We start from the raw sequence: 23,270 nt of genomic DNA, 5'->3' as shown, positions 1-23,270 counted from the left end.
TCCTCAGCCGTCAAGGGTGTCGATCAGCTCGCTGAGAGTGCTGATCCGCCAGTCCGCCGTCGCCGTGACTTCTGGATCGTCGGCCCACAGGTGCCCCCACGGCCCCCGCCGGAGGTGCGCCACCCGCAGTCCTGCGGCCTTGGCCGGGAAGATGTCGTTGGCCGGGTGGTCTCCCACGTAGAGAGTTCTGTCCGCCGGGGCCTGCGCGACCTCCCGGACCCGTGCGAAGAACGACGGCTGCGGCTTGGCGACCCCCCACTCCCCAGACGTCATGATCAGGTCCGCCGGAAGGGCAAGGCCGCGCAGAAGCTCACCTGCACGGGCAGTCTGGTTGCCCGCGACGACGACCCGCACCCCACGTCCACGCAGTGCGGAAAGGGCAGGCCGCACATCGTCGTAGAGGTCGCTTTCGTCAAGGTACTCGCCGCGTCCCGCCGCTTCCCGGGCGCGGTATTCGGCAGCCACGTCGCAGCCGGGCCGCGCGAGCCGTAGTGCATCGGCGTTGTCCTGGCCCTTTGCGACGACTGCGCCAACGAGGGCGGACAGGGTGTGACGAGGGATCTCCAGCCAGTCGGCCCAGGAGGCCCAGTAGCGGTCATCACGGGTGATCGTCTCGCCGATGTCCAGCACGATGGTCTCAATCACCCTCGGAGGTTACGGGGCAGTGAAGCCCCGCCCAACCAGTCGCGGTCACCACCTCCCGCGCGATGTCCGCGACGGCGCGTCCGTCGGTCAACACACGGATCGTTCCCGCCGACGCTCGTTGTTCCAGGAGCCGGGCCTTGCGGACGCTGCCTTCCCACTCCCGCTCCAGTTCCGAACCGAGTTCACGCCCCACGAGCCGCTCGCGAGCGATGGTGTCGGAAGCGGTGAGCAGGACCCGCACGATCTTCACGCCGGCTCCCATGGCGCGCTCGAACATGCCCGTCGCCTCCGGCAGCACGCTCACGGTGTTCGTGTAGATCAGGCGTCGGTAGCCACGCCGGGCGAAGTTGGCCCACACCGCGGTCAGATTGCTCTCGGTGATCTCCTCGCGGTGCGGGTCCCCCGCAGGTGCCGGATGCACCTGCCCCATGAAGTCGCCCTCGATGATCGCGTGAGCGACTTCCGCTGCGCGGAGCTGCGCCGAGACCTCCCATCCCACAGTCGTCTTGCCGACACCGGCCCGTCCCCCGATGAGCAGTACTTCCGTGCGATCCATGAAGGCAGCGTGCCAGCGGGGGACCATCGCGGGCGATCCGTTATCGGGTGGGCGCAGGGCTATTCGTCGAAGCGGGCCAGATCCCGCAACCAAGCGCGCGCCGAGCTGTCCGACGGTGCCCGCCAGTCCCCTCGCGGCGACAGCGAACCGCCCGCCGACACCTTCGGCCCGTTCGGCATCGCCGAGCGCTTGAACTGGGCGAACGCGAAGAAGCGGCGGCAGAAGACCTCCAGCCACTGCCGGATCTCGGGCAGGTCGTACGCCACCCGCTTGGCCTGGGGGAAGCCGGGCGGCCAGGCGCCGCCCTCCGCGTCGTGCCAGGCGTGCCACGCCAGGAAGGCGATCTTCGACGGCCGGAAGCCGTACCGCAGGACGTGGAAGAGCGTGAAGTCGTGCAGCGCGTACGGGCCGATCTTCGACTCCGTCGACTGCATCTCCTCGCCCGGGACCAGCTCCGGGCTGATCTCGGTGTCGAGGATCGCGGCGAGCGTCCTGCCGGTCTCCTCGCCGAACTGGCCGCTGCTGATGACCCAGCGGATCAGATGCTGCATCAGCGTCTTCGGCACACCCGAGTTGACGTTGTAGTGGCTCATCTGGTCGCCCACGCCGTAGGTGGACCAGCCGAGGGCGAGTTCCGACAGGTCGCCGGTGCCGAGGACGATGCCGCCGCGCTGGTTCGCCAGCCGGAACAGGTAGTCCGTGCGCAGGCCCGCCTGGACGTTCTCGAAGGTGACGTCGTACACCGGCTCGCCGGCGGCGAACGGGTGGCCCATCTCCCGCAGCATCAGGCGCGCGGTCGGCGTGATGTCCAGCTCGGCCGCGGTGACGCCCAGCGAGTTCATCAGCTTGTGGGCGTTGGACTTGGTGTGGTCGCTGGTGGCGAAGCCGGGCAGGGTCCAGGCCAGGATGTCACTGCGCGGGCGGCCCGCGCGGTCCATCGCCCGGGCGGCGACGATCAGCGCGTGCGTGGAGTCCAGGCCGCCGGACACCCCGATGACCACCTTCGGGCCGCCGATCGAGGCCAGCCGCTGCTGGAGGCCCTCGACCTGGATGTTGTACGCCTCGAAGCAGTCCAGGGCGAGCCGGTCGGCGTCGGCCGGCACGAACGGGAAGCGCTCCAGCCGGCGGCGCAGGCCCAGGTCGGTCAGCGGCGGGTCGAGCTCGAAGGAGACCGTCCGGAAGTCGGCGGTCCGTGCGCGGTGCGTACGGCGGTTGTCGTCGAAGGTGCCCATCCGCTGCCGCTCCTGCCGCAGCAGGTCGAGGTCCACGTCGGCCACCGCGTACTCGTCGCCGAGCGGGAAGCGCTCGGTCTCCGCGAGCAGCACGCCGTTCTCGTAGACCATGGCCTGGCCGTCCCAGGACAGATCGGTGGTGGACTCGCCGAGGCCGGCCGCCGCGTAGACGTACGCGGCCAGGCAGCGCGAGGACGCCGAGCGGCACAGCAGCTTGCGGTCCTCGGCCCGCCCGACCGTGATCGGGCTGCCGGAGAGGTTGACCAGGACGGTCGCGCCGGCGAGGGCCGCCTCCGCGCTGGGCGGCACCGGCACCCACATGTCCTCGCAGATCTCCGCGAACAGGGTGAGACCGGGCACGTCGTCCGCCGCGAACAGCAGGTCCACGCCGAACGGCACGGTCTCGCCGCCCACGCGGATCGTTCCGCCACGCTCGTCGGAGCCGTCCGCGATCTGCCGGCGCTCGTAGAACTCCCGGTAGTTCGGCGGGTACGACTTCGGTACGACCCCGAGGATCCGGCCGCGGTGCACGATCACCGCGCAGTTGTAGATCCGGTTGCGGTGGCGCAGCGGGGCGCCGACGACCAGCACCGGCAGCAGCCCCGCCGAGCCGGCCACCACCTGCCCGACCGCCTCCTCGACCTGGTCGAGCAGCGCGTCCTGGAGCAGCAGGTCCTCGATGGAGTAGCCGCACAGGCCCATCTCCGGGAACACGGCGACGGCGACGCCCTCGTCGGCGCACCGGCGCGCGTGCCGCAGCACCGCCTCGGCGTTGGCGGGCGGGTCCGCGATGACCGTGTGGCCCGTACAAGCGGCGACGCGGGCGAAGCCGTGCTGATAGATCGACCAGAAGTTCAACGGAGGCACGCGGCTCAGTGTAATCGCTGTAATCGTCAGAGCGACGCGATGGGGTGGCGTGCGGTGTGGTCCACCGCCCGCCACCCCATCGGCGACTCAGCGCTTGCGGTACGAGTCGACGTAGCCGTTCGCGGGCGTGCCCACGCCGGTGACGTCGTCGTAGCCCTTCACCGCGGACAGCGAGCTGTCCTTGCCGAGGCTGCGGACGGAGGTCAGCAGGCCGTCGGCGGCGTCGTAGCCGTTGGCGAAGTCGACGCGGGCGACCGCGAGGCCGGAGCCCGTCGGGTCGTCGGTGACGTCGTGGTAGACCCGCGACCCGTACTTGGAGTAGATCGACGGGTTGGCGAAGCCGATCGCCTTGCCGCCGCGCGCCTCCTGGGCGAGGGCCTGGACCGCCGCGATGACCGGCGCGGCCAGCGAGGTGCCGCCGATGCGGTACTCGCTGTACTGCGCGGACCCGTCCGGGAAGGTCTGCGTCTGGCCGACCTTGAATCCGGTGTTGGGGTCGGCGATCGCCGAGATGTCCGGGACGACCCGGTTGCCGGCCGCGTTGTTGGCGGTGGCCAGCGCGTTCGGGACGACGCCCTTCTGGTAGTACGGCTCGGCGACGGTCTTGCTGGTGCCGCCGCCCGCGCCCGAGGTGAACGCGCCGGGGAAGTTCGTCCAGCTCTTGCCGTCGGCGGACAGGGCGGCCTTCTCGGTGCCCCAGCCGGTCTCCCACAGGTAGTTGTCGCCCTTGCCGACCGCCAGCGAGGTACCGCCGACCGCCGTCACCCAGGCCGAGTTGGCGGGGGTGTCGACCTGCTTCGTCCCGGTGTTGGCGACCTCGTCGCCGTTGTCGCCGGAGGAGAAGTAGAAGCCGATGCCCTCGACCGCGCCGAACTGGAAGACCTGGTCGTAGGCGGCCGCCAGGTCCGGCGTCTGGTTGGCCTCGATGTCGCCCCAGGAGTTGGAGACGATGTCGGCCAGGTGGTTGTCGACGATCTTGCTGAGCGAGTCGAGCAGGTCGTCGTCGTAGCAGGACGCGGCGCCCACGTACGTGACGTTCGCGGCCGGCGCGACCGCGTGCACGGCCTCGACGTCGAGGGTCTCCTCGCCGTACCAGCCGGCCGCCGAGCACTCCTCGGTCTTCGTGTAGTTCTTCGGCAGGACCTGGGTCAGCTGGCCCGTCTTCCAGGCCGCGTCGCCGTGCTTCTTCGCGTAGGTGGCCGCGTCGAAGGCGATCGTCGGCGAGGCGTACGCGTCGGTGATGGCGATGCGCACGCCCTTGCCGGTGTAGCCGCCCGCGCCGTAGGCGGAGCGCAGCTGCTTGCCGGTGTAGCCCTCGACGGCGTACGGGATCTTCGTGCCGTACGCGTCCGGGAGGGTGCTCGCGGTGTTCGAGCCGTAGTACGAGGAGAACGGCCCGGAGTTCTTGAACACCGCGTCCGGCGGCGGGAGCTGGTCCTTGCTGCTCGCCTTGTGCGGCGCGTTGTCCAGGCCGGTGACGGTCAGGACGGCACCGGCGAGGCTCGCGGGCGCGGAGGCCGACTTCGAGGGCGCGCGGTAGGTCCTCGAGCCCTTGGTGTAGTTGTGCAGCTGGGTGCCGAACGCCTTCTCGGCGGCGGCGACATCACCGCTGACGGAGATGTAGTGCTGCGAGGTGCCGGTGACCTTCAGACCGGCGGCCGTCAGCCACGCCTTGACCGCGGCCACCTGGGCCGCGGTCGCCCCGAAGCGGGCCTGCGCCTGCTGGGCGGAGAGGTACTTGCCGAAGGCGGGAGAGCTGGGGTCGGACACCGCCTTCGCGTAGGCCGCGAGGCCGTCCGCGTTCCGGCCGGCGAGGTAGACACGTGCGTTCAGCTGGGCGCTGTTCGAGGTAGAGCCCTTGTCCGCCTTGGCCGTCGCCCACGCGGGCTTGGTCCCGGCCAGCGTGTCACGGGCCGGACCGTCCGCGGCGTGGGCCGCGGGTATGCCGAGCGCGAGGGCACCGGCGATCATGGGCAGTGTCGCCGCCATGCTCACCCCGGCGCGCAGCGCGGCACGGTTGGATCTCATAGGACCCCCTGTATGTGGTTCGACGCGAGTGGATCACTCGCCCCGGCCACTCTGGCCCTGAACCGTTCATGCCAGGGGAATGCGAAGCCCAAGAAGCCCCCAAGTAATCGCTGTCGGGGGTGATTTGGGGTTTAGATCCTTTCGGGAACGTTACGGCCCGCCGAAGATCTTCATGCTGGAGAACGTCAGGTCGGAGACCCTCATGTTCACAGGCCGGTGTGCCCGTTGGCGGTGAGTCGTGCCCGCATCTCGTCGTGCGCGCGGGCGGAGTGCGGATTGCCGGGATCGTGCCTGCGCAGCAGATAGGAGTAGAGCGCCGCGACGCACAAGTCCCGCTGCAGGTACGGCGCGTCGTCGACGAGGCGCAGATCGGGGGAGACCTCCCGGATGGTGCCGGCGGCTGTCGTGTACAGCGGATGCCAGACCAGGCTGATCTGCCGCCCGGCGCTCTCGTGCAGCTCCTGCATCCGCCGCAGCTGGGGGATCTCCTGGTCCTGGAGGACGCTGTCGGGGTCGTGCGCCCGGAGGAAGACGTGCACGGGCCCGGTCGCCCGCTGCACGAACGCCACCGACAGCAGGTTCCACAGCGGTCCGATGAGCGAGAAGTTCGGGTGGAGCCGCAGGCTGTTGACGACCCGTCCGAGGTTGGAGTGCTCCAGTGTCGTATGGCCCTTGGCGCTCGCGTAGTCGTTGACGTCGACTCCGCCGGACCACAGTCCCATGGTCGGGGTGTCGATGCGCAGATGGTCGCCGACCAGGTCGACGACCTGGCGGTACCAGTCGTTGCCGGAGCGCCGCTCCCGTCGCTGCGACCGGGAGAGCCCGGCATCGCCGAGGGAGTGCTCCACCGCCTCCTGCTGCCGTATGCCTCCCATGAGGAGCTGCCACACGGCTTCCAGGGTGTCCCGGTCGAACCCCGCCCGGTTCATCAGGATCTGGAACAGCGGCCATTCGGGGTGCTCGACGGGACGCTCGGCGTAGCGGGCCGCGTCGCCCCAGGCGTCCTGGGAACCCTGGATGTCCGGGGAGCCCTGGGTCCGTTGCGCGACCGCACGCGACACGGCGGCGTTGCCGGCGGCGCGTTGCAGCGCCAGCATCCGGCCGGCCGCCCCGGAGGGGGCCACGGCCCTACCCGTCCTCGTCGCCCTGTCCTGCCGGTCGCCCGGTAATTCGTGCGCGCGCACCGCCGTCCCCTCGGATGCTTGCGGGGGCCCGTCTACCGGGCCGTGGCTCCCCGTGCCTTCAACATATCGGCCATCAGCTCGATCTCCGACTCCTGGGCGTCGACCATGCCCTGCGCCAGCCGCTTCTCCACCCCGACGGTGCACTTGGCGACGCACCCTCCGGCCATGTGGATGCCGCCCTTGTGGTGAGCGGTCATCAGCTGGAGGAAGAACACCTCGGCCTGCTTGCCGTTGAGCGTGCCGAGCTTCTTCAGCTCGGTGTCCGTCGCCATGCCGGGCATGAGCGCGCCGTCCTCGCCGTCGGCCATGTCGCCCATCCCCATCCAGCTCATGGGCGCGTCGGACGACACCTTCGGCAGCCCCCACAGATCGAGCCAGCCGAGCAGCATCCCGCGCTGGTTGGCCTGCGTCTGGGCGATGTCGTAGGCGAGCCGCCGCACCTCCTCGTCCGTCGTCCGGTCGCGCACGATGTACGCCATCTCGACGGCCTGCTGGTGATGGACGGCCATGTCCCGGGCGAACCCGGCGTCGGCCGAGTCCGCGGCGGGGACCCGGCCGCCGGTCCCGCCGTCGTCCGCGGCGACGGCGTAGCTGATCGCACCGGCCGCGACGAGCACCGCCGCCGCGGCCGAGGCGATCCAGCCCGCGGACTTCCTCACTTCATCGTCCCGCCCGTGCAGGAGGCACCCGGCTCGGGCGTCTGCTCACCCTGCACGAACTCCTCGAAGAACTTGTCGACGGCCGGGTCGTCCGCGCCGGTCACCGTGCGCTGCTTGCCCCAGGCGCTGAGCATGATCGGATCGGCCTGCTTGTCGTCCGGGCTCATGAACGTGTACGGCGTCTTCTTCACCTTCGCCGCGAGCGCGTCGACGTCGGCCTTCTCCGCCTTGCTGGTGTACGTCACCCAGACCGCACCGTGCTCCAGCGCGTGCACGGCGTTCATGTTGTTCACGGCCTCGGTGTAGACGTCGCCGTTGCAGTTCAGCCAGACCGGGTCGTGGTCGCCGCCGACCGGGGGCTCCATCGGGTACTTCACGGTCTTGGCGACATGGGTGCGCCCCAGCGTGCCCTTCCAGGTCTTCACCCCGTCCGAGCCGGTGACCCAGTGCCCCGAAGCCTTGGAGTCGGAGGCGGCGGTGGAGGAGGAGTCGTCGGACTGCGACCGCACGACGAACACCCCGCCGACGACGAGCGCGGCGACGGCGACGACGCTGCCCGTGATCACGAGGATCCGGTTGCGCCGCTCACGGGCCTGCTGGGCCCGCCGCATCTCTTCTATGCGCGCCTTGCGCGCGGTGCTGCCGGTCTGGTCGGCGGAACCCATGAGGCCTGTCCTTCTGGGGGAAAGGGGCGGGACGGTGGAGGTGTTGCGGGTGGTGCCCAGCGAGTCCACTGATCGTAAGGGGGCGGACCGGGGAAGGCGTAGGTACCCGCGCGGCCGCTCGCGACCGCTCGATAATTTGAAGCCGAGATGCGCATTATCTACGCTTCTCCCATGCGGCTGCTGAAATCCACCGACCTGGCCCTGCGCGTGCTGATGCGCCTGGCGGTCGCGGGGGAGAACACCCCGACGACCCGCGAGGTGGCGGCGGTGATGGACGTCCCCTATACCCACGCGGCCAAGGTCGTGGCCGAGCTCCAGCACCTGGGCCTGCTGGAGGCCCGCCGGGGCCGGGGTGGCGGCCTCTCCCTGACCGAGAAGGGCCGTACGGCGTCCGTGGGCGGTGTCGTCCGCACCTTCGAGGGCGAGGGCGACGTCGTCGACTGCGAGGGCTCCACCCCCTGCCCCCTGAACTCGGCCTGCCGCCTGCGCGGCGCCCTCCGCCGCGCCCAGGAGGCCTTCTTCGCCTCCCTCGACCCGATCACGGTGTCGGACATCGTGGCGGAACCGACGGGGCCGTTGCTGCTCGGGATCTCGGGGCCGGTGTCCGGCTAGGACGCGGCGCAGCCGCACGTCGGGCGCGTGGCGCGTGACGTGCGGCTGCGAAGGGGGCTCGGAGGCTCAGGCGGCCGCCAGCCAGAGGTCCGGGCCGAAGACCTCGTAGTGGATGTCGGACGGGGCGATGCCCTTCTCGATCAGCTGGGACCGTACCGCCCGCATGAAGGGGAGCGGGCCGCACAGGTACGCGCGGGTGCCCGCCGGGACGGTGACGTCCGTGAGGTCGACCAGGCCCTGGGCGTTGCCCTCCGGGGCCTCCCGCTCGTACCAGAGGTGCACGGCGGCCTCCGGGAGCTTCGCCGCGTACGCCTCGTGGTCGGCGCGCAGGGCGTGGGTCGCGGGGGTGCGGTCGGCGTGGACGACGGTGACCGGGGCGCGGTGGCCGCTCGCCGCCAGGTCCGCCAGCATCGCGACCATCGGGGTCACGCCGATGCCGGCCGAGGCCAGCAGCAGGGGCCGGCCGGCGACCTCGTCGAGGACCAGGTCGCCGTACGGCTCCGACAGTTCGATGACGTCCCCTTCGCGTACGCGCGCGTGCAGGTGGTTCGAGACCTCGCCGTCGGGCGTCGTACCGTCGCCGTGCACCCGCTTGACGCTGAACTGGCGGACCGACTCGCCCGGCGCCCCCGAGAGGCTGTACTGGCGTATCTGGCGGGCGCCGTCGGGGAGCGCGACGCCCACGGAGACGTACTGCCCGGCGCGGAAGCCGCGCACCTCCCCGCCGTCGGCCGGCCGCACCCGGAAGCTCACCACGTCGTCGCTCTCCACGATCCGCTCGACGACCTCCCAGGGCCGCGGCCCGGCCGCGCCGCTCTCCTCGTACAGCCGCTTCTCGACGGCGACGAGCGCGTTCGCCATCAGCCAGTAGACCTCGTCCCAGGCCGCCGCGACCTCGGGGGTGACGGCCTCGCCGAGCACCTCGACGATGGCCGCGAAGAGGTGCTCGTGGACCACCGCGTACTGCTCCGGCGCCACGCCGAGCGAGGCGTGCTTGTGGGCGATACGGCTCAGCATCGCGTCGGGGCGCCGGTCGGGGTGGTCCAGCAGATGCGTGGCGAACGCGGCGATGGAGCCGGCGAGGGCCTGCCGCTGGGTTCCGGCGGCCTGGTTTCCGCGGTTGAAGAGGTTCCGCAGCAGCTCGGGGTGGGCGGCGAAGAGGCGGGCGTAGAAACGCTCGGTGATCTCGCCGATGGCCGCGCCGACGGCGGGGAGGGTGGCGCGGACGGTGGCTGCGGACGGCTCGGACAGCATCGGGGCTCCTTGTGGCTCGACCGAACGGCTCGGTACCTCGACGCTATTAAAAATTGCATCTGAGATTCAAATTTAAAGCCCGTGGTCTCCGTCACTCGCGAGACGATCCGGCCATTACGGATGTCGGTGCGAACAGGCAAGATGGGCGGGAGAGCAGTACATCCGGCGGATGAGAGCCGTTCAGGCCGAGGACGCTGGAGCGATCAAGGTCCGCAACGCGCATGAAATGCTGTTGTGGTGTGATGCTCAGGTGCCCGACCGCCTCCCGTGGGACGGGGAGACAGGCGGCCTGACCAGCAAGGATGGGGAAGCGCAAGATGGACAAGCAGCAGGAGTTCGTGCTCCGGACACTCGAGGAGCGCGACATCCGGTTCGTACGCCTGTGGTTCACGGACGTGCTGGGCTTCCTCAAGTCCGTCGCCGTGGCCCCGGCCGAGCTCGAGCAGGCGTTCGATGAAGGGATCGGCTTCGACGGCTCCGCGATCGAGGGCTTCGCCCGGGTCTACGAGTCCGACATGATCGCCAAGCCGGACCCGTCCACCTTCCAGATCCTGCCCTGGCGCGCCGAGGCCCCCGGCACCGCCCGGATGTTCTGCGACATCCTCATGCCGGACGGCTCCCCCTCCTTCGCCGATCCGCGCTATGTCCTCAAGCGCGCCCTCGCCCGCGCCTCCGACCTGGGGTTCACCTTCTACACCCACCCGGAGATCGAGTTCTTCCTGCTGAAGGACCGCCCGCTGGACGGCACCCGCCCGACGCCCGCCGACAACTCCGGCTACTTCGACCACACCCCGCAGAACATCGGCATGGACTTCCGCCGCCAGGCCATCACCATGCTGGAGTCGATGGGCATCTCGGTCGAGTTCTCCCACCACGAGGGCGCCCCCGGCCAGCAGGAGATCGACCTGCGCTACGCCGACGCGCTCTCCACCGCCGACAACATCATGACGTTCCGCCTGGTCATGAAGCAGGTGGCGCTGGAGCAGGGCGTCCAGGCGACCTTCATGCCCAAGCCGTTCTCCGAGCACCCCGGCAGCGGCATGCACACCCACCTCTCCCTCTTCGAGGGCGACCGCAACGCGTTCTACGAGTCCGGCTCCGAGTACCAGCTCTCCAAGGTCGGCCGCTCCTTCATCGCCGGCCTGCTCAAGCACGCCGCCGAGATCGCCGCCGTCACCAACCAGTGGGTCAACTCCTACAAGCGCATCTGGGGCGGCTCCGAGCGCACGGCGGGCGCGGGCGGCGAGGCCCCCTCGTACATCTGCTGGGGCCACAACAACCGCTCGGCCCTGGTCCGCGTCCCGATGTACAAGCCCGGCAAGACCGGCTCCGCCCGCATCGAGGTCCGCTCCCTCGACTCCGGCGCCAACCCCTACCTGGCGTACGCCATGCTCCTCGCCGCCGGCCTCAAGGGCGTCGAGGAGGGCTACGAGCTCCCGCCGGGCGCCGAGGACGACGTCTGGGCCCTCTCCGACGCCGAGCGCCGCGCGATGGGCATCGAGCCCCTCCCGCAGAACCTCGGCGAGGCCCTCACCCTCATGGAGCGCAGCGACCTGGTCGCCGAGACCCTGGGCGAGCACGTCTTCGACTTCTTCCTGCGCAACAAGAAGCAGGAGTGGTACGAGTACCGCTCGGAGGTCACGGCGTTCGAGCTGCGGAAGAACCTGCCGGTGCTGTAGCGCTGGTCGGAGCGGGTTTCCCGACGCGCTGACAGGTGGGGCCGACGGTCACGGACCGTCGGCCCCCCGGCGCACGTCCCCCGGGTCACCGCCGGCCTTCATGGCGGCGAGCCGGCAGGACCACTCGCGTTCGGCGACGACGAGGCTGCGCTCCAGCGTCTCGACGAACGACGTCCGGCTCACCGATGCCACCGCTGACGCCTGCGGGCCCGCGTCCCCGTGCACCCGGCAGGCGAGGTGGACCCGGTCCCCGTCGGGGAAGGCGAACGCCAGCACGTAATCCGTGCACTCGCCCCAGTCCAGGAACCGCCACCTCGCGAGCTCCGCCCCGGCCTCGGCCGCCGTTTCCGTAACGGCCTCGTCGTACATCCAGTCCTCGGCAAGGCGAAACGCCTCGAGCGGCGAGACGAAGCCCGCCGGCGGCGCGGTCGGCGTGCGAAAGCGGCCGAGCTCGTCCTTGAGCTTCTTGACCAGCAGCGGCGGATAGAACGCGTTGTCCCACGTGTTCACGTGGAGCCCGCCGACGAAGAGGTCGACGCAGAGCAGCCCCGGGTCCTGTTCGACGTGGAACTCCACACCGAATCCGCTCCGCGACCCGAACACCACGGCGACCCTCCCCAGCGCCGACGCCCCACCCATCACGACCCAACCACATGGCAGCCCCTTGCGGGAGGCCCGTCGGAACCGCTCGGGTCCCGTGTTCGTCTTGTGCGCTGACTGTGTGCGAAACGGGCAAGTGGGGGACGTTGTGACGCGAAACGTGACGAAGGCCGGGCTCATCGCGGTGGCCATGGCGACGGTGTTCGGGGCTTCGGCCTGCGGTGGGGAGGCCGGCGCGGCGGCCGGTTCGGGGGCGGCAGCCGACTCGGCGGCGTCCGGTTCGGCGGCGGCGTCCGACGGCGGTCTGGAGAAGCTGGCCGCACCGGCCGCGGCGCCGCGCCTCACCCGGAGCGTGCCGTGGAACCTGGACATCCTGGACCAGCGTGCGCGGCCGCTGAACGGGAAGCTCACCACCACCGCCACCGGCAAGGGCGTCCACGTCTATGTGATCGACACCGGGATGGACATCGGCCACAAGGAGTTCGGCGGACGCGCCCGCCTCGGCGCCGACTTCGTGGGCCCGAAGGACTCCGGCGACTGCTTCAGCGAGGCGGGGACCGGGCACGGCACGTTCGTCGCCGGCATCATCGGCGGGGCGAAGTACGGCGTGGCGCCCAAGGCGGAGCTGGTACGGGTCCAGGGCGTCGTGTGCGAGAGCGACGGCGGCGGCTCGTCGGCCGCGGCCGAGGCGGCCCTGGTGAAGTCGGTCAAGTGGGTCACCGCGCACGCCCAGAAGCCCGCCGTGGTGAACATGTCGCTCAACCTCGACCACCGGTCGGCGGCCCTGGAGTCCGCCGTGAAGAAGATGGTTGACGCGGGGATTCCGACGGTGGTGTCGGCCGGCAACTTCCACGACGACGCCTGCAAGCACTCCCCGGCCGGCGTCCCCGGCACCATCGTCGTGGCCGCCTCCACCTCCACCGACCGCGTGTGGAACGACGGCGGCTCCTACGGATCGGGCTACGGACGGTGCGTGGACCTGTACGCCCCCGGCCAGAAGGTGACCTCCGCCCTCGCCGGCGGCGGCACGTACACCGAGACCGGCGGCGCGACGTCCTGGGCCGCGCCGCACGCGACCGGCGTGATCGCGCTCTACCTGTCGGCCCACCCCCACGCCACGGTCCGCCAGGTCCACGTCTGGCTCGACCACACCGCCACCACCGGTGTCGTCCGCGGCGTCCGCTCCGACACCCCCAACCGGCTGCTCAACACCGGCGGCATCTGATCCGCGGAGCGCGGGTCACGAGGTCGGGCGGGCCAGGTCCGTCAGGACCTGGTGCAGGGGTTCCGTGGCGCGGCGGCGGTACTCCTGGATCGCCCAGCCGTTGCCGTCCGGGTCGGTGAAGTACAGGAAGGTGGCGCCGTCGTCGGGGGCGTAGCGGACCGGCTCGGCGACCTCCAGGCCCCGCTCCAGCAGTTCCGCGCGGGCGGCGTCGATGTCGGCCACGCACAGCTGGAGGCCCTGGTAGGAGCCGGGCGCGGGGCGCGGTCCCCGCACCATCTCCCAGATGCTGTCGCCGAGCGCGATCGAGCACCCCGAGCCCGGCGGCGTCAGCTGGACGATCCGCATGCCGGGCATGACCTCCTGGTCGATGTCCACATGGAAACCGACCTTGTCGCGGTAGAAGTCACGGGCCCGGTCGATGTCGCTCACGGGCAGCGGGATCACTTCGAGCGTGTACTGCATCCCCGGTCCTCCCAGGCCTCGGCAACGGCTCCCCCTCACCGAAGCCGAAAACCGTCCGCGGCGCCACCGGTCATCCGGAACTCACCCGCCCTCGCCCCGGCGCTTCCCCGCACCTCTCCGGTTACGCTCGACTGCGTACGACCTTGATCAGAGTCAGCGGAGTCGAGGAGGCCGGGGATGACGGCGGCGCCGGGGCGCAGGAGCAGTACCTTCACGCGGCTGCTGCGGCACGGGTTCACCGATCCCTCCGCCGCCGAACGGCTGCTGGACGGGCCCGAGCTGTCCCCGGTGCGCAGCGATCCCATCCTCCTGGAGGCGCTGGGCGCGGTCGCCGATCCGGATCTCGCGCTGCGCGGTCTCGTACGGCTGCTGGAGGCGCAGTCCGATCACACGGCCCGGCGCGGACTGCTCGACACGCTGATAGCGGCCAAGCCGCTGCGGGACCGGCTGCTGGGGGTGCTGGGGGCGTCCGCCGCGCTCGCCGAGCATCTGGCCCGGCACCCGCGGGACTGGGAGGCGCTGCTCACCTACGAGCCCCGGGACCTGCACCCCGGGGTGGAGGAGTTCGAGCGGGGCCTCGCACCGGCCGACGATCCGGTGTCGCTGCGGGTCGCCTACCGGCGCTGTCTGCTGTCGATCGCCGCCCGGGACGTCTGCGGGACGACCGATGTCGCCGAGACCGCCGCCGAACTCGCCGACCTCGCCACCGCCACCCTGCGCGCGGCGCTGCGCATCGCGATGGCGGCCGCCCCGCAGGACGCCGCGCTGTGCCGGCTCGCCGTCATCGCCATGGGGAAGTGCGGCGGCCACGAGCTGAACTACGTCTCCGACGTCGACGTCATCTTCGTGGGGGAGGCCGTCGACGGCGCCGACGAGGGCAAGGCCCTGCGGGCCGCCACCAAGCTGGCCTCCCACATGATGCGGATCTGCTCCGAGACCACCGTGGAAGGGTCCATCTGGCCCGTCGACGCCAATCTGCGGCCCGAGGGGCGCAACGGGCCGCTCGTGCGGACGCTCAGCAGCCATCTCGCCTACTACCAGCGATGGGCCAAGACCTGGGAGTTCCAGGCGCTGCTCAAGGCCCGGCCGGTCGCGGGCGACCTGGACCTGGGCGCCGAGTACATCGCCGCCGTCGAGCCGCTGGTGTGGAAGGCCGCCGAGCGGGAGAACTTCGTCGTCGACGTGCAGAAGATGCGGCGGCGGGTCGTCGAGAACATTCCGGCCGCCGAGATCGAGCGCGAGCTGAAGCTCGGGCCCGGCGGGCTGCGGGACGTCGAGTTCGCCGTCCAGCTGCTCCAGCTGGTGCACGGGCGGTCCGACGCCTCGCTGCGCAGCGGGACCACCCTGGACGCCCTGCAGGCGCTGGCCGCGGGCGGGTACGTGGGACGCGCCGACGCCGTACAGCTCGACGACGCCTACCGGTTCCTGCGGTCCATGGAGCACCGCATCCAGCTGTACCGGCTGCGGCGCACCCATCTCGTCCCCGAGAACGAGGACGATCAGCGGCGCCTCGGACGCTCGCTCGGCCTGCGGACCGATCCGGTGGCGGAGCTGAACCGGGAGTGGAAGCGGCACGCGGCCGTGGTCCGGCGCCTCCACGAGAAGATCTTCTACCGGCCGCTGCTCGACGCCGTCGCCCAACTGGCCACCGGCGAAGCCCGGTTGAGCCTGGAGGCGGCGCGCGAGCGGCTGGTCGCCCTCGGGTACGCGGACCCCGCCGCCGCGCTGCGGCACTTGGAGGCGCTCGCCTCGGGCGTCACCCGCAAGGCCGCCATCCAGCGCACCCTGCTGCCCGTGCTGCTCGCCTGGTTCGCCGACTCCGCCGACCCGGACGCCGGGCTGCTCAACTTCCGCAAGGTGTCGGACGCGTTGGGCAAGACCCCTTGGTATCTACGGCTGTTGAGGGACGAGGGGGCCGCCGCCGAGAACCTCGCGCGGGTGCTGTCGGCCGGCCGCCTCGCCCCGGATCTGCTGCTTCGGGCCCCGGAGGCCGTGGCGCTGCTCGGGGACGGCGACGGCGACGGGGGCGGGCTCCAGCCGCGCGGGCGGGCCCAGTTGGAGCAGGAGATCCTGGCCACGGTGGGGCGCGCGGAGAACGCCGAGCAGGCGGTCACCGCGGCCCGCGGAGTGCGCCGACGGGAACTGTTCCGTACGGCGGCCGGGGACATCGTCAGTTCGTACGGCACGGAGACACAGCCCGCAGAGCCCGACCAGGGGGCGCTGGTGGACCGGGTCGGCGCCGCCGTGTCCGATCTGACGGCGGCCACGCTCGCGGGGACGCTGCGGGCCGTGGTGCGCGAGGGCTGGGGCGACACCCTGCCGACGCGGTTCGCCGTGATCGGCATGGGCCGTTTCGGGGGCCACGAGCTCGGCTACGGATCGGACGCCGACGTGCTGTTCGTGCACGAGCCGCGGGAGGGCAGCGACGAACGCGAGGCCTCCGAGGCCGCGAACCGGGTGGTCGCCGAGATGCGCCGACTGCTGCAGATCCCGAGCGCCGATCCGCCGCTGCTGATCGACGCCGATCTGCGGCCCGAGGGGAAGTCCGGGCCGCTGGTGCGGACCCTGAAGTCGTACGAGGCCTACTACCGGCGCTGGTCGCTGGTGTGGGAGTCCCAGGCGCTGCTGCGGGCCGAACCCGTGGCGGGAGACGAGGAGCTGGGGCGGCGGTTCATCGAGCTGATCGATCCGCTGCGGTACCCGGCGGAGGGGCTCGGGGAGGACGCCGTACGGGAGATCCGGCGGCTGAAGGCCCGGATGGAGTCGGAGCGGCTGCCGCGCGGTGCCGATCCCAAGCTGCACACCAAGCTCGGGCCGGGCGGGCTGTCCGACGTGGAGTGGACCGTGCAGCTGCTCCAGATGCGGCGCGGATGGGCGGAGCCGGGGCTGCGGACCACGCGGACCCGGGAGGCGCTCGGGGCCGCGTGCGCGGCCGGGCTCATCGCGGCGGAGGACGCGGAGATCCTCGACGAGGCGTGGGTGCTGGCCACCCGGGTGCGCAACGCCGTGATGCTGGTCCGGGGCCGGGCCGGGGACACGTTCCCCTCGGAGAGCCGTGAACTCACCGCCGTGGGCCGTTACCTGGGGTACGGACCGGGACGGGTGGGGGAGCTGCTGGACGGCTATCGGCGCACCGCCCGGCGGGCCCGGGGGGTGGTGGAGCAGCTGTTCTACGGGGGCTGACGGGCTGGGGGCTGACGGGCTGCGTTCTCCGGGTGAGGGCGACCCCCGCGAGCACCACTGTCATGCCGGCCAGCGTGCGGGTGCCGATGTGCTCGTCCAGGACCAGGGCGCCGAGCGCCACGGAGACCACCGGCAGCAGATAGCCGACCGTGGCCGCCGCCGTCGCGCCCTCGTCCGCTATCAGGCGGTAGTTGAGGTAGAAGGTCAGGCCCGTGCCCAGGACGCCCAGGGCGGTCACCGCCAGCAGTCCGACCGGGTCCGGGCGGAGCGGGCCGGCCGCCGGGAGGGCGAGCGTCGTCCAGGCCGTGGCGGTCAGGAGCTGGGCCGCCGACATGGCCAGCGGCGCCTCCCGTACGGCGAGATGGCGGGCCATGTAGGCGAAGGCGACGGCGTAGCTGGCCGCCGCCGCCAGCAGGGCCAGGGCGGGCCCGCTGAACAGACCCTCGTGCTGCCAGGGGGCGAAGATCAGGAGCGTACCGGCGAAACCGAGGACCAGGCCGGTCAGCCGGACCGGGTGCGCGCCCCGGTCGGTGCCCAGGGCCAGGCCGATGAGGAGGGACCAGAGCGGGGTCGTGGCGTTGAGGACCCCCGCCAGCCCCGAGTCGACCCGCTGCTCTCCCAGGGCGAACAGCGCGAACGGGAGGGCGTTGCAGAACAGGGCGGCCACGGTGAGGTGGAGCCAGGTGGTGCGGTCGCGGGGGAGGCGCTGGCCCGAGCGGCGGGCCAGGAGGAGGAGTACGGCCGTGCCCAGCGCGCAGCGGGCGATCGTGATCTGGGCCGGGGTCAGGCCGTGGGTGAGGGCCAGCTTGATCCAGAGGAAGCCGGAGCCCCAGAACAGGGCCAGGGCCGCCATACGGAGGGTGGAGGCGAGGGGCATGCCTCCACCGTGACCCGCTTCTTCTGTGAGGACAAGTGAAAGGTTCTGGATGGTTCGTTAAGCTGAACTGTATTAACCTGGGCGCATGCTTGATGTGCGGCGGATGCAGGTGTTGCGGGCGGTCGTGGGGAGCGGGTCCGTGACGGGGGCCGCCGGGGTGCTGGGGTACACGCCGTCCGCGGTGAGCCAGCAGATCGCCGCCCTGGAGAAGGAGGCCGGGGTCGAGCTGCTGGAGCGGGTGGGGCGGGGGGTGCGGCCCACGGCCGCGGGGCTGCTGCTCACCGAGTACGCCGAGGCCATCGGGCGGCAGGTCGCCGAGGCCGAGACCGCGCTCGCCGATCTGGTGGCGGGGCGGATCGGGCGGCTGTCCGTGCGGTACTTCGCGACCGCGGGGGCGGGGCTCGTGGCGCCTGCCGTGGCCCGGCTGCGGGAGCGGCACCCGGGCGTCCAGGTCGATCTGAAGCTGACCACCGACCCCGAGGACGCCCTGGCGGACGTCAGGGAGGGGCGGGCCGATCTCGCCCTCGTGGTGCGGAGGGAGGGCGCGCGGGAGAGCGGGGTGCGGGTGGTGCGTCTGCTCGACGACCCCTATCTCGCCGTACTCCCGCGCGGCCACCGGCTCGCCGGGCGGCGCAAGCTGCGGCTGGCGGAACTCGCCGAGGAGGCGTTCGTCGGGAGTGAGTGGCCGGGGCCCTGTCTCGACGCCCAGCTGGACGCTTGCGCGGCGGTGGGATTCCGGCCGCGGTTCGTCGTGGAGAGCGAGGACTACGTCACCGCGCAGGGCTTCGTCGCGGCCGGGCTGGGCGTGAGTCTGGTGCCCCGACTGGGACTGGGGAGCCGGCACCCGGGGGTCGTGGTGTGCGAGGTACGCGAGCCCGTGCCCGTGCGCACCCTTCACACGGCCGTACGGGACACGGCCCCACCGCAGCCCGCCCTGGACGCCTTCATCACCGCACTGCAGGAGACCGCCCAACCACCTGCCTGACCCGCGCCGCCGCCGACCGGCTGTGCCGTGCTCGCGCACACCCGTGGCGCACCCTTGGCGATCGGTTTCCGCGGGCGCTTCTACGCCTGCGCGGCCGGAGCGCCCGGTTCTGCGGCGGTTGGACGGCGGCCGGTGCTTCTGGTTCTGCGGCGACGGGACAACCGGCGGCCCATCTCATCCCGCCGCGACGCCGCTCAGCCACGCCGGTGGCCGCCGACGGCGCCGAACCGACCCCACCCAACGCCACCGACCCGCCCGACGCCACTGACCCGCCCGACGCCACTGGCCCGCCTGACCCCACCGACCTGCCTGACCCCACCGGCCTGCCTGACGCCGCTGGCCTGCCTGACCCCACCGACCTGCCTGAGCCCACCGGCCTGCCTGACGCCGCTGGCCCGCCCGACGCCGCTGGCCCGTCTGACCCCATCAACCCGCTTGACCCCACCGACCTGCCTGAGCCTACCGGCCTGCCTGACGCCGCTGGCCCGTCTGACCCCATCAACCCGCTTGACCCCACCGGCCTGCCTGACCCCACCGACCTGCCCGACGCCACTGGCCCGTCTGACCCCATCAACCCGCTTGACCCCACCGACCTGCCTGAGCCCACCGACCTGCCTGAGCCCACCGACCTGCCTGACCCCACCGACCTGCCTGACCCCACCGACCTGCCTGAGCCCACCGGCCCGCCCGACGCCACCGGCCCGCCTGTCCCCGCCGGCCCAGCCACTCGGTATCGTCGCCCGCGTACCGCCCCGGTGCCGCCTCCGGTGCAACCCCCGGCCCCCGCCGCCCGCAGGGCTACGCCTTGGTGGGCAGGAGTGGGCCGCCCCGTCCCCGTGCCGGTACCGCTCTCGGCAAGGCGTACGGCAGGGTGCCGTACCACAGGGCCGCCACCGTGAAGCCGAAGGCGAGGCAGATGATGCCGCCCACCGCGTCCAGCCAGAAGTGGTTGGCGGTGGCGACGATGACGAGCAGGGTCGCCGCCGGGTAGAGGAGGCCCAGGATCCGCACCCAGGGCAGCTTGGCCAGGGCGAAGATCGTCAGGCCGCACCACAGGGACCAGCCGATGTGCATGGACGGCATCGCGGCGTACTGGTTCGACATGTGCTTGAGGTCGCCCGAGGCCATCGAGCCCCAGGTCTGGTGGACCATGACGGTGTCGACGAAGTGGCCGCCGGTCAGCAGCCGCGGGGGCGCCAGCGGATAGAAGTAGTAGCCGACCAGGGCTACCGCGGTGGTGGCGAAGAGGACCAGACGGGTCGCGGCGTAGCGCCCGGGATGGCTGCGGTAGAGCCAGACCAGCACGGTCAGGGTGATGATGAAGTGCAGCGTCGCGTAGTAATAGTTCATGCCCACGATCAGCCACGTCACCGAGTTCACGGCGTGGTTGACCGACTGCTCGAAGGCGAGTCCGAGATGGTGCTCCATGCGCCAGATCCAGTCCGCGTTGCGCAGGGCCTCGGAGCGCTGCTCGGGCACGGCGTTGCGGATCAGTGAGTACGTCCAGTAGCTGACCGCGATGAGCAGGATCTCGAACCAGAGGCGGGGCCGGCGCGGGGAGCGCAGCCGGGCGAATCGGCGCTCCCGGGACCCGGCCGCGACGGGCTGTGGAAGCGCCTGCTCACGGCCTTCCAACGGCGTCACGGTCGAGTCACCCATGGACACAAAGTCTGCCAGAAAAGCCCTCTTGGCCCGATCATCCTCCGGTCGGGTTGCCCCCGCATGTTCTACGGCGGACGAACCCCATCGTCTCCTACCGGCGCAGGGGAGGAAACCCCCTTTTCCTCCACCCCGGGGAGGATTCAGGGGCGATTGCGGTCCCCGGGGGCCGAAGCGGTCGAACCGCGCACCACCAGTTCCGGCATGAACACGAACTCGCTGTGCGGCGCGGGCGTCCCGCCGATCTCCTCGAGGAGCGTGCGCACCGCGGCCTGCCCCATCGCCGGGACCGGCTTGCGGATCGTGGTGAGGGGCGGATCGGTGAAGGCGATCAGCGGGGAGTCGTCGAAACCGACCACCGAGACGTCCTGGGGGACCGCGAGCCCCCGCTGCCGGGCGGCCCTTATCGCGCCGAGCGCCATCATGTCGCTGGCACAGACGATCGCCGTACAGCCCCGGTCGATCAGGGCCGTGGTCGCGGCCTGCCCGCCCTCCAGGGTGTAGAGGGAGTGCTGGACCAGCTCCGCCTCGATCTGCTCGGCGCTCAGCCCCAGCTGGTCCTGCATCGTGCGGACGAAGCCCTCGATCTTGCGCTGGACCGGCACGAACCGCTTCGGACCCAGGGCGAGCCCGATCCGGGTGTGGCCGAGCGAGGCGAGGTGGGTGACCGCGAGGGTCATCGCCGCCCGGTCGTCGGGGGAGATGAACGGCGCCTGGACCTTCGGCGAGAAGCCGTCCACGAGGACGAAGGGGACGCCCTGGGCGCGCAGCTGCTCGTAGCGCTGCATGTCGGCCGTGGTGTCCGCGTGCAGGCCCGAGACGTAGATGATGCCGGCGACCCCGCGGTCCACCAGCATCTCGGTCAGCTCGTCCTCCGTGGAGCCGCCCGGGGTCTGGGTGGCCAGCACGGGGGTGTAGCCCTGGCGGGTCAGCGCCTGCCCGATGACCTGGGCCAGGGCCGGGAATATCGGGTTCTCCAGCTCCGGCGTGATGAGGCCGACGAGGCCCGCGCTGCGCTGACGCAGCCGGACCGGGCGTTCATAGCCCAGGACGTCCAGTGCGGCGAGCACGGACTGGCGGGTGGTGGCGGCGACGCCAGGCTTGCCGTTCAAGACGCGGCTGACGGTCGCTTCGCTCACCCCCGCCTGCGCAGCGATGTCGGCAAGCCGTGTGGTCACAGACGTGGACTGTACCGGCCAGGTGTCGCCTTGCACACCAATCGGACGCCGCGGCCGACCCGCTGGCCTGCCTCGTCCGGGCTGCTGCGTCATCGCGCTCCCTCGTGGTCCTTCATGAAAGTTGATGGCAAGAGCTTGCAGAGTCTTGCATAGACCGCCCCACGTGCTCGACGGGCATAAACAAGCGTCTCACGGCGGTCGCTGTCCGGTCACGCCCGGATAACTTCCCGGCCTTCTTGCATATTTTTGCTGCAAGGACTTTCGCGCCGCTTACAACGCTGTTACGTTCGGCCACGCCCGGCGGCGGCAACGGCGCTAGTCGGCCAAGTCGACAGGGACGGTGGACGGGACCGCCCCCTGGAGCTACACGGGCCTTCACCCTCAAGGAGAACTCATGCGGCGTGGCATAGCGGCCACCGCACTGGTGGCGTCCCTCGCCCTCGCGGCGACGGCCTGCGGCGGAGACGACAGCGGCAGCGACAACTCGAGCGGGCCGGTCACCATCACCTGGTGGGACACCTCCAACGCCACCAATGAGGCGCCGACGTACCAGGCCTTGGTCAAGGAGTTCGAGGCCGCAAACAAGGACATCAAGGTCAAGTACGTCAACGTGCCCTTCGACCAGGCGCAGAACAAGTTCGACACCGCCGCCGGTGCCTCCGGCGCCCCGGACATCCTGCGCTCCGAGGTCGGCTGGACCCCCGCCTTCGCCAAGAAGGGCTACTTCCTGCCGCTGGACGGCACCGACGCCCTCGCCGACCAGGCCAAGTTCAAGTCCAACCTGATCGAGCAGGCCAAGTACGACGGCAAGACCTACGGCGTGCCGTTCGTCACCGACACCCTCGCGCTCGTCTACAACAAGGCGCTGTTCGAGAAGGCCGGCATCACCGAGGCCCCCAAGACCTGGGACGACCTCAAGAAGGCCGCCGCCACCGTCAAGGCCAAGACCGGCGTCGACGGCTACTGGGGCTCCACCCAGGCCTACTACGCCCAGACCTTCCTCTACGGCGAGGGCACCGACACCGTCGACGCCGCCGCCAAGAAGATCACGGTGAACTCCGCCGCCGCGAAGAAGGCGTACGGCACCTGGCTGAGCCTCTTCGACGGCAAGGGCCTGCACAAGGCCGACACCACCGCCGACGCCTACGCCCACATCCAGGACGCGTTCGTCAACGGCAAGGTCGCCGCGATCATCCAGGGCCCGTGGGAGATCACCAACTTCTACAAGGGCACCGCCTTCAAGGACAAGGCCAACCTGGGCATCGCCACCGTCCCGGCCGGCTCCACCGGCAAGGCGGGCGCCCCGACCGGCGGCCACAACCTCTCGGTCTACGCCGGCTCGGACAAGGCCCACCAGGCCGCCGCGCTGAAGTTCGTCAACTTCATGACGTCCGCGAAGTCCCAGTCGACCATCGCGCTGAAGAACTCCACCCTGCCGACCCGCGACGACGCCTACACCACCGAGGTCAAGGCCGACCCGGGCATCGCCGGCTACGGCGCGGTCCTCGCCGCCGCCCAGCCGCGCCCCGCGCTGCCGGAGTACAGCTCCCTGTGGGGCCCGCTCGACACCGAACTGCCCAAGATCGCGGGCGGCAAGGAGTCCCTCGACCAGGGTCTGAGCACCGCCGAGACCGCCATCGCCAAGCTGGTGCCGGACTTCAGCAAGTGAGCCCCGCGTGGCCGCCGGATCCCTCGCACACGGGGGAGGGATCCGGCGGCC

The 23,270-nt window shown here is 71.3% G+C and carries 18 protein-coding genes and 1 pseudogene; 6 read left to right on the top strand and 13 right to left on the bottom strand.

Features of this window, described 5'->3' with window-relative positions; genetic code table 11:
- Positions 1-3 precede the first annotated feature (3 nt).
- The 7 genes from ABZ464_RS01810 to ABZ464_RS01780 all read right to left on the bottom strand — a co-directional run bounded on the left by ABZ464_RS01810 (position 4) and on the right by ABZ464_RS01780 (position 7,836).
- Positions 4-645, bottom strand: coding sequence for an HAD family hydrolase (locus tag ABZ464_RS01810; protein WP_359269400.1), 642 nt, complete (start codon positions 643-645; stop codon positions 4-6).
- Positions 638-1,201 (bottom strand): AAA family ATPase, encoded by a 564-nt coding sequence (locus tag ABZ464_RS01805; RefSeq protein WP_359269618.1) that lies wholly within the window; start codon positions 1,199-1,201, stop codon positions 638-640. The genes ABZ464_RS01810 and ABZ464_RS01805 overlap by 8 nt, the downstream gene beginning before the upstream one ends.
- Before the next feature lie 59 nt (positions 1,202-1,260).
- Entirely contained in the window at positions 1,261-3,300 is a 2,040-nt protein-coding gene (locus ABZ464_RS01800; protein WP_359269397.1) for an NAD(+) synthase, read from the bottom strand.
- Between the two features lie 87 nt (positions 3,301-3,387).
- A complete protein-coding gene (locus tag ABZ464_RS01795) occupies positions 3,388-5,328 on the bottom strand; it encodes a S53 family peptidase (protein ID WP_359269395.1) in 1,941 nt (646 codons plus the stop codon).
- A gap of 206 nt (positions 5,329-5,534) precedes the next feature.
- Positions 5,535-6,452, bottom strand: coding sequence for a hypothetical protein (locus ABZ464_RS01790; RefSeq protein ID WP_359269392.1), 918 nt, complete (start codon positions 6,450-6,452; stop codon positions 5,535-5,537).
- A 92-nt stretch (positions 6,453-6,544) separates the two neighbouring features.
- Positions 6,545-7,171, bottom strand: a complete 627-nt coding sequence (locus ABZ464_RS01785; RefSeq protein WP_359269390.1) for a DUF305 domain-containing protein — start codon at positions 7,169-7,171, stop codon at positions 6,545-6,547.
- Positions 7,168-7,836, bottom strand: a complete 669-nt coding sequence (locus tag ABZ464_RS01780) for a DUF3105 domain-containing protein (RefSeq protein WP_359269387.1) — start codon at positions 7,834-7,836, stop codon at positions 7,168-7,170. The genes ABZ464_RS01785 and ABZ464_RS01780 overlap by 4 nt, the downstream gene beginning before the upstream one ends.
- Before the next feature lie 171 nt (positions 7,837-8,007).
- Here ABZ464_RS01780 and ABZ464_RS01775 point away from each other — a divergent pair, with 171 nt between their 5' ends.
- On the top strand, positions 8,008-8,448 hold the full coding sequence (locus ABZ464_RS01775; RefSeq protein ID WP_359269384.1) for an Rrf2 family transcriptional regulator: 441 nt from the start codon (positions 8,008-8,010) through the stop codon (positions 8,446-8,448).
- A gap of 66 nt (positions 8,449-8,514) precedes the next feature.
- Here ABZ464_RS01775 and ABZ464_RS01770 read toward each other — a convergent pair whose 3' ends face one another.
- Positions 8,515-9,702 (bottom strand): globin domain-containing protein, encoded by a 1,188-nt coding sequence (locus tag ABZ464_RS01770; RefSeq protein ID WP_359269381.1) that lies wholly within the window; start codon positions 9,700-9,702, stop codon positions 8,515-8,517.
- A 317-nt stretch (positions 9,703-10,019) separates the two neighbouring features.
- On the opposite strand from ABZ464_RS01770, the gene ABZ464_RS01765 reads away from it, so the two are divergent.
- Positions 10,020-11,381 carry a glutamine synthetase family protein gene (locus ABZ464_RS01765; protein ID WP_359269379.1) on the top strand — a complete coding sequence of 454 codons (1,362 nt, stop codon included), beginning with the start codon at positions 10,020-10,022 and terminating at the stop codon, positions 11,379-11,381.
- A gap of 48 nt (positions 11,382-11,429) precedes the next feature.
- Here the strand turns inward: ABZ464_RS01765 and ABZ464_RS01760 are convergent, their stop codons facing one another.
- Positions 11,430-11,957, bottom strand: coding sequence for a hypothetical protein (locus ABZ464_RS01760; RefSeq protein ID WP_359269376.1), 528 nt, complete (start codon positions 11,955-11,957; stop codon positions 11,430-11,432).
- 172 nt (positions 11,958-12,129) lie between these two features.
- On the opposite strand from ABZ464_RS01760, the gene ABZ464_RS01755 reads away from it, so the two are divergent.
- Complete coding sequence (locus ABZ464_RS01755) at positions 12,130-13,206, top strand: S8 family peptidase (RefSeq protein ID WP_359269373.1); 1,077 nt, start codon at positions 12,130-12,132, stop codon at positions 13,204-13,206.
- A 15-nt stretch (positions 13,207-13,221) separates the two neighbouring features.
- Here ABZ464_RS01755 and ABZ464_RS01750 read toward each other — a convergent pair whose 3' ends face one another.
- Positions 13,222-13,668, bottom strand: a complete 447-nt coding sequence (locus ABZ464_RS01750; RefSeq protein ID WP_359269371.1) for a VOC family protein — start codon at positions 13,666-13,668, stop codon at positions 13,222-13,224.
- A gap of 177 nt (positions 13,669-13,845) precedes the next feature.
- On the opposite strand from ABZ464_RS01750, the gene ABZ464_RS01745 reads away from it, so the two are divergent.
- Positions 13,846-16,851, top strand: coding sequence for a bifunctional [glutamine synthetase] adenylyltransferase/[glutamine synthetase]-adenylyl-L-tyrosine phosphorylase (locus tag ABZ464_RS01745; RefSeq protein WP_359269368.1), 3,006 nt, complete (start codon positions 13,846-13,848; stop codon positions 16,849-16,851).
- A 28-nt stretch (positions 16,852-16,879) separates the two neighbouring features.
- Here ABZ464_RS01745 and ABZ464_RS01740 read toward each other — a convergent pair.
- Positions 16,880-17,728, bottom strand: a pseudogene (locus tag ABZ464_RS01740) (DMT family transporter); the annotation flags it as partial.
- An 85-nt stretch (positions 17,729-17,813) separates the two neighbouring features.
- Between ABZ464_RS01740 and ABZ464_RS01735 the strand changes: the two are divergent.
- A complete protein-coding gene (locus tag ABZ464_RS01735; protein ID WP_359269365.1) occupies positions 17,814-18,713 on the top strand; it encodes a LysR family transcriptional regulator in 900 nt (299 codons plus the stop codon).
- A gap of 798 nt (positions 18,714-19,511) precedes the next feature.
- Here the strand turns inward: ABZ464_RS01735 and ABZ464_RS01730 are convergent.
- The gene (locus tag ABZ464_RS01730; RefSeq protein ID WP_359269362.1) at positions 19,512-20,372 is read right to left on the bottom strand and encodes a phosphatase PAP2 family protein; all 861 of its coding nucleotides are present in this window, start codon (positions 20,370-20,372) and stop codon (positions 19,512-19,514) included.
- Between the two features lie 143 nt (positions 20,373-20,515).
- Positions 20,516-21,550, bottom strand: a complete 1,035-nt coding sequence (locus ABZ464_RS01725; RefSeq protein ID WP_359269360.1) for a LacI family DNA-binding transcriptional regulator — start codon at positions 21,548-21,550, stop codon at positions 20,516-20,518.
- Between the two features lie 394 nt (positions 21,551-21,944).
- On the opposite strand from ABZ464_RS01725, the gene ABZ464_RS01720 reads away from it, so the two are divergent.
- Positions 21,945-23,219, top strand: a complete 1,275-nt coding sequence (locus tag ABZ464_RS01720; protein WP_359269357.1) for an extracellular solute-binding protein — start codon at positions 21,945-21,947, stop codon at positions 23,217-23,219.
- The last annotated feature ends 51 nt before the right edge of the window (positions 23,220-23,270 follow it).

Source organism: Streptomyces sp. NPDC005820, from assembly GCF_040630255.1.
GTDB lineage: Bacteria > Actinomycetota > Actinomycetes > Streptomycetales > Streptomycetaceae > Streptomyces.
Note: the sequence above shows the minus strand (reverse complement) of the source record. Positions and strands in the feature narration are given on the sequence as shown.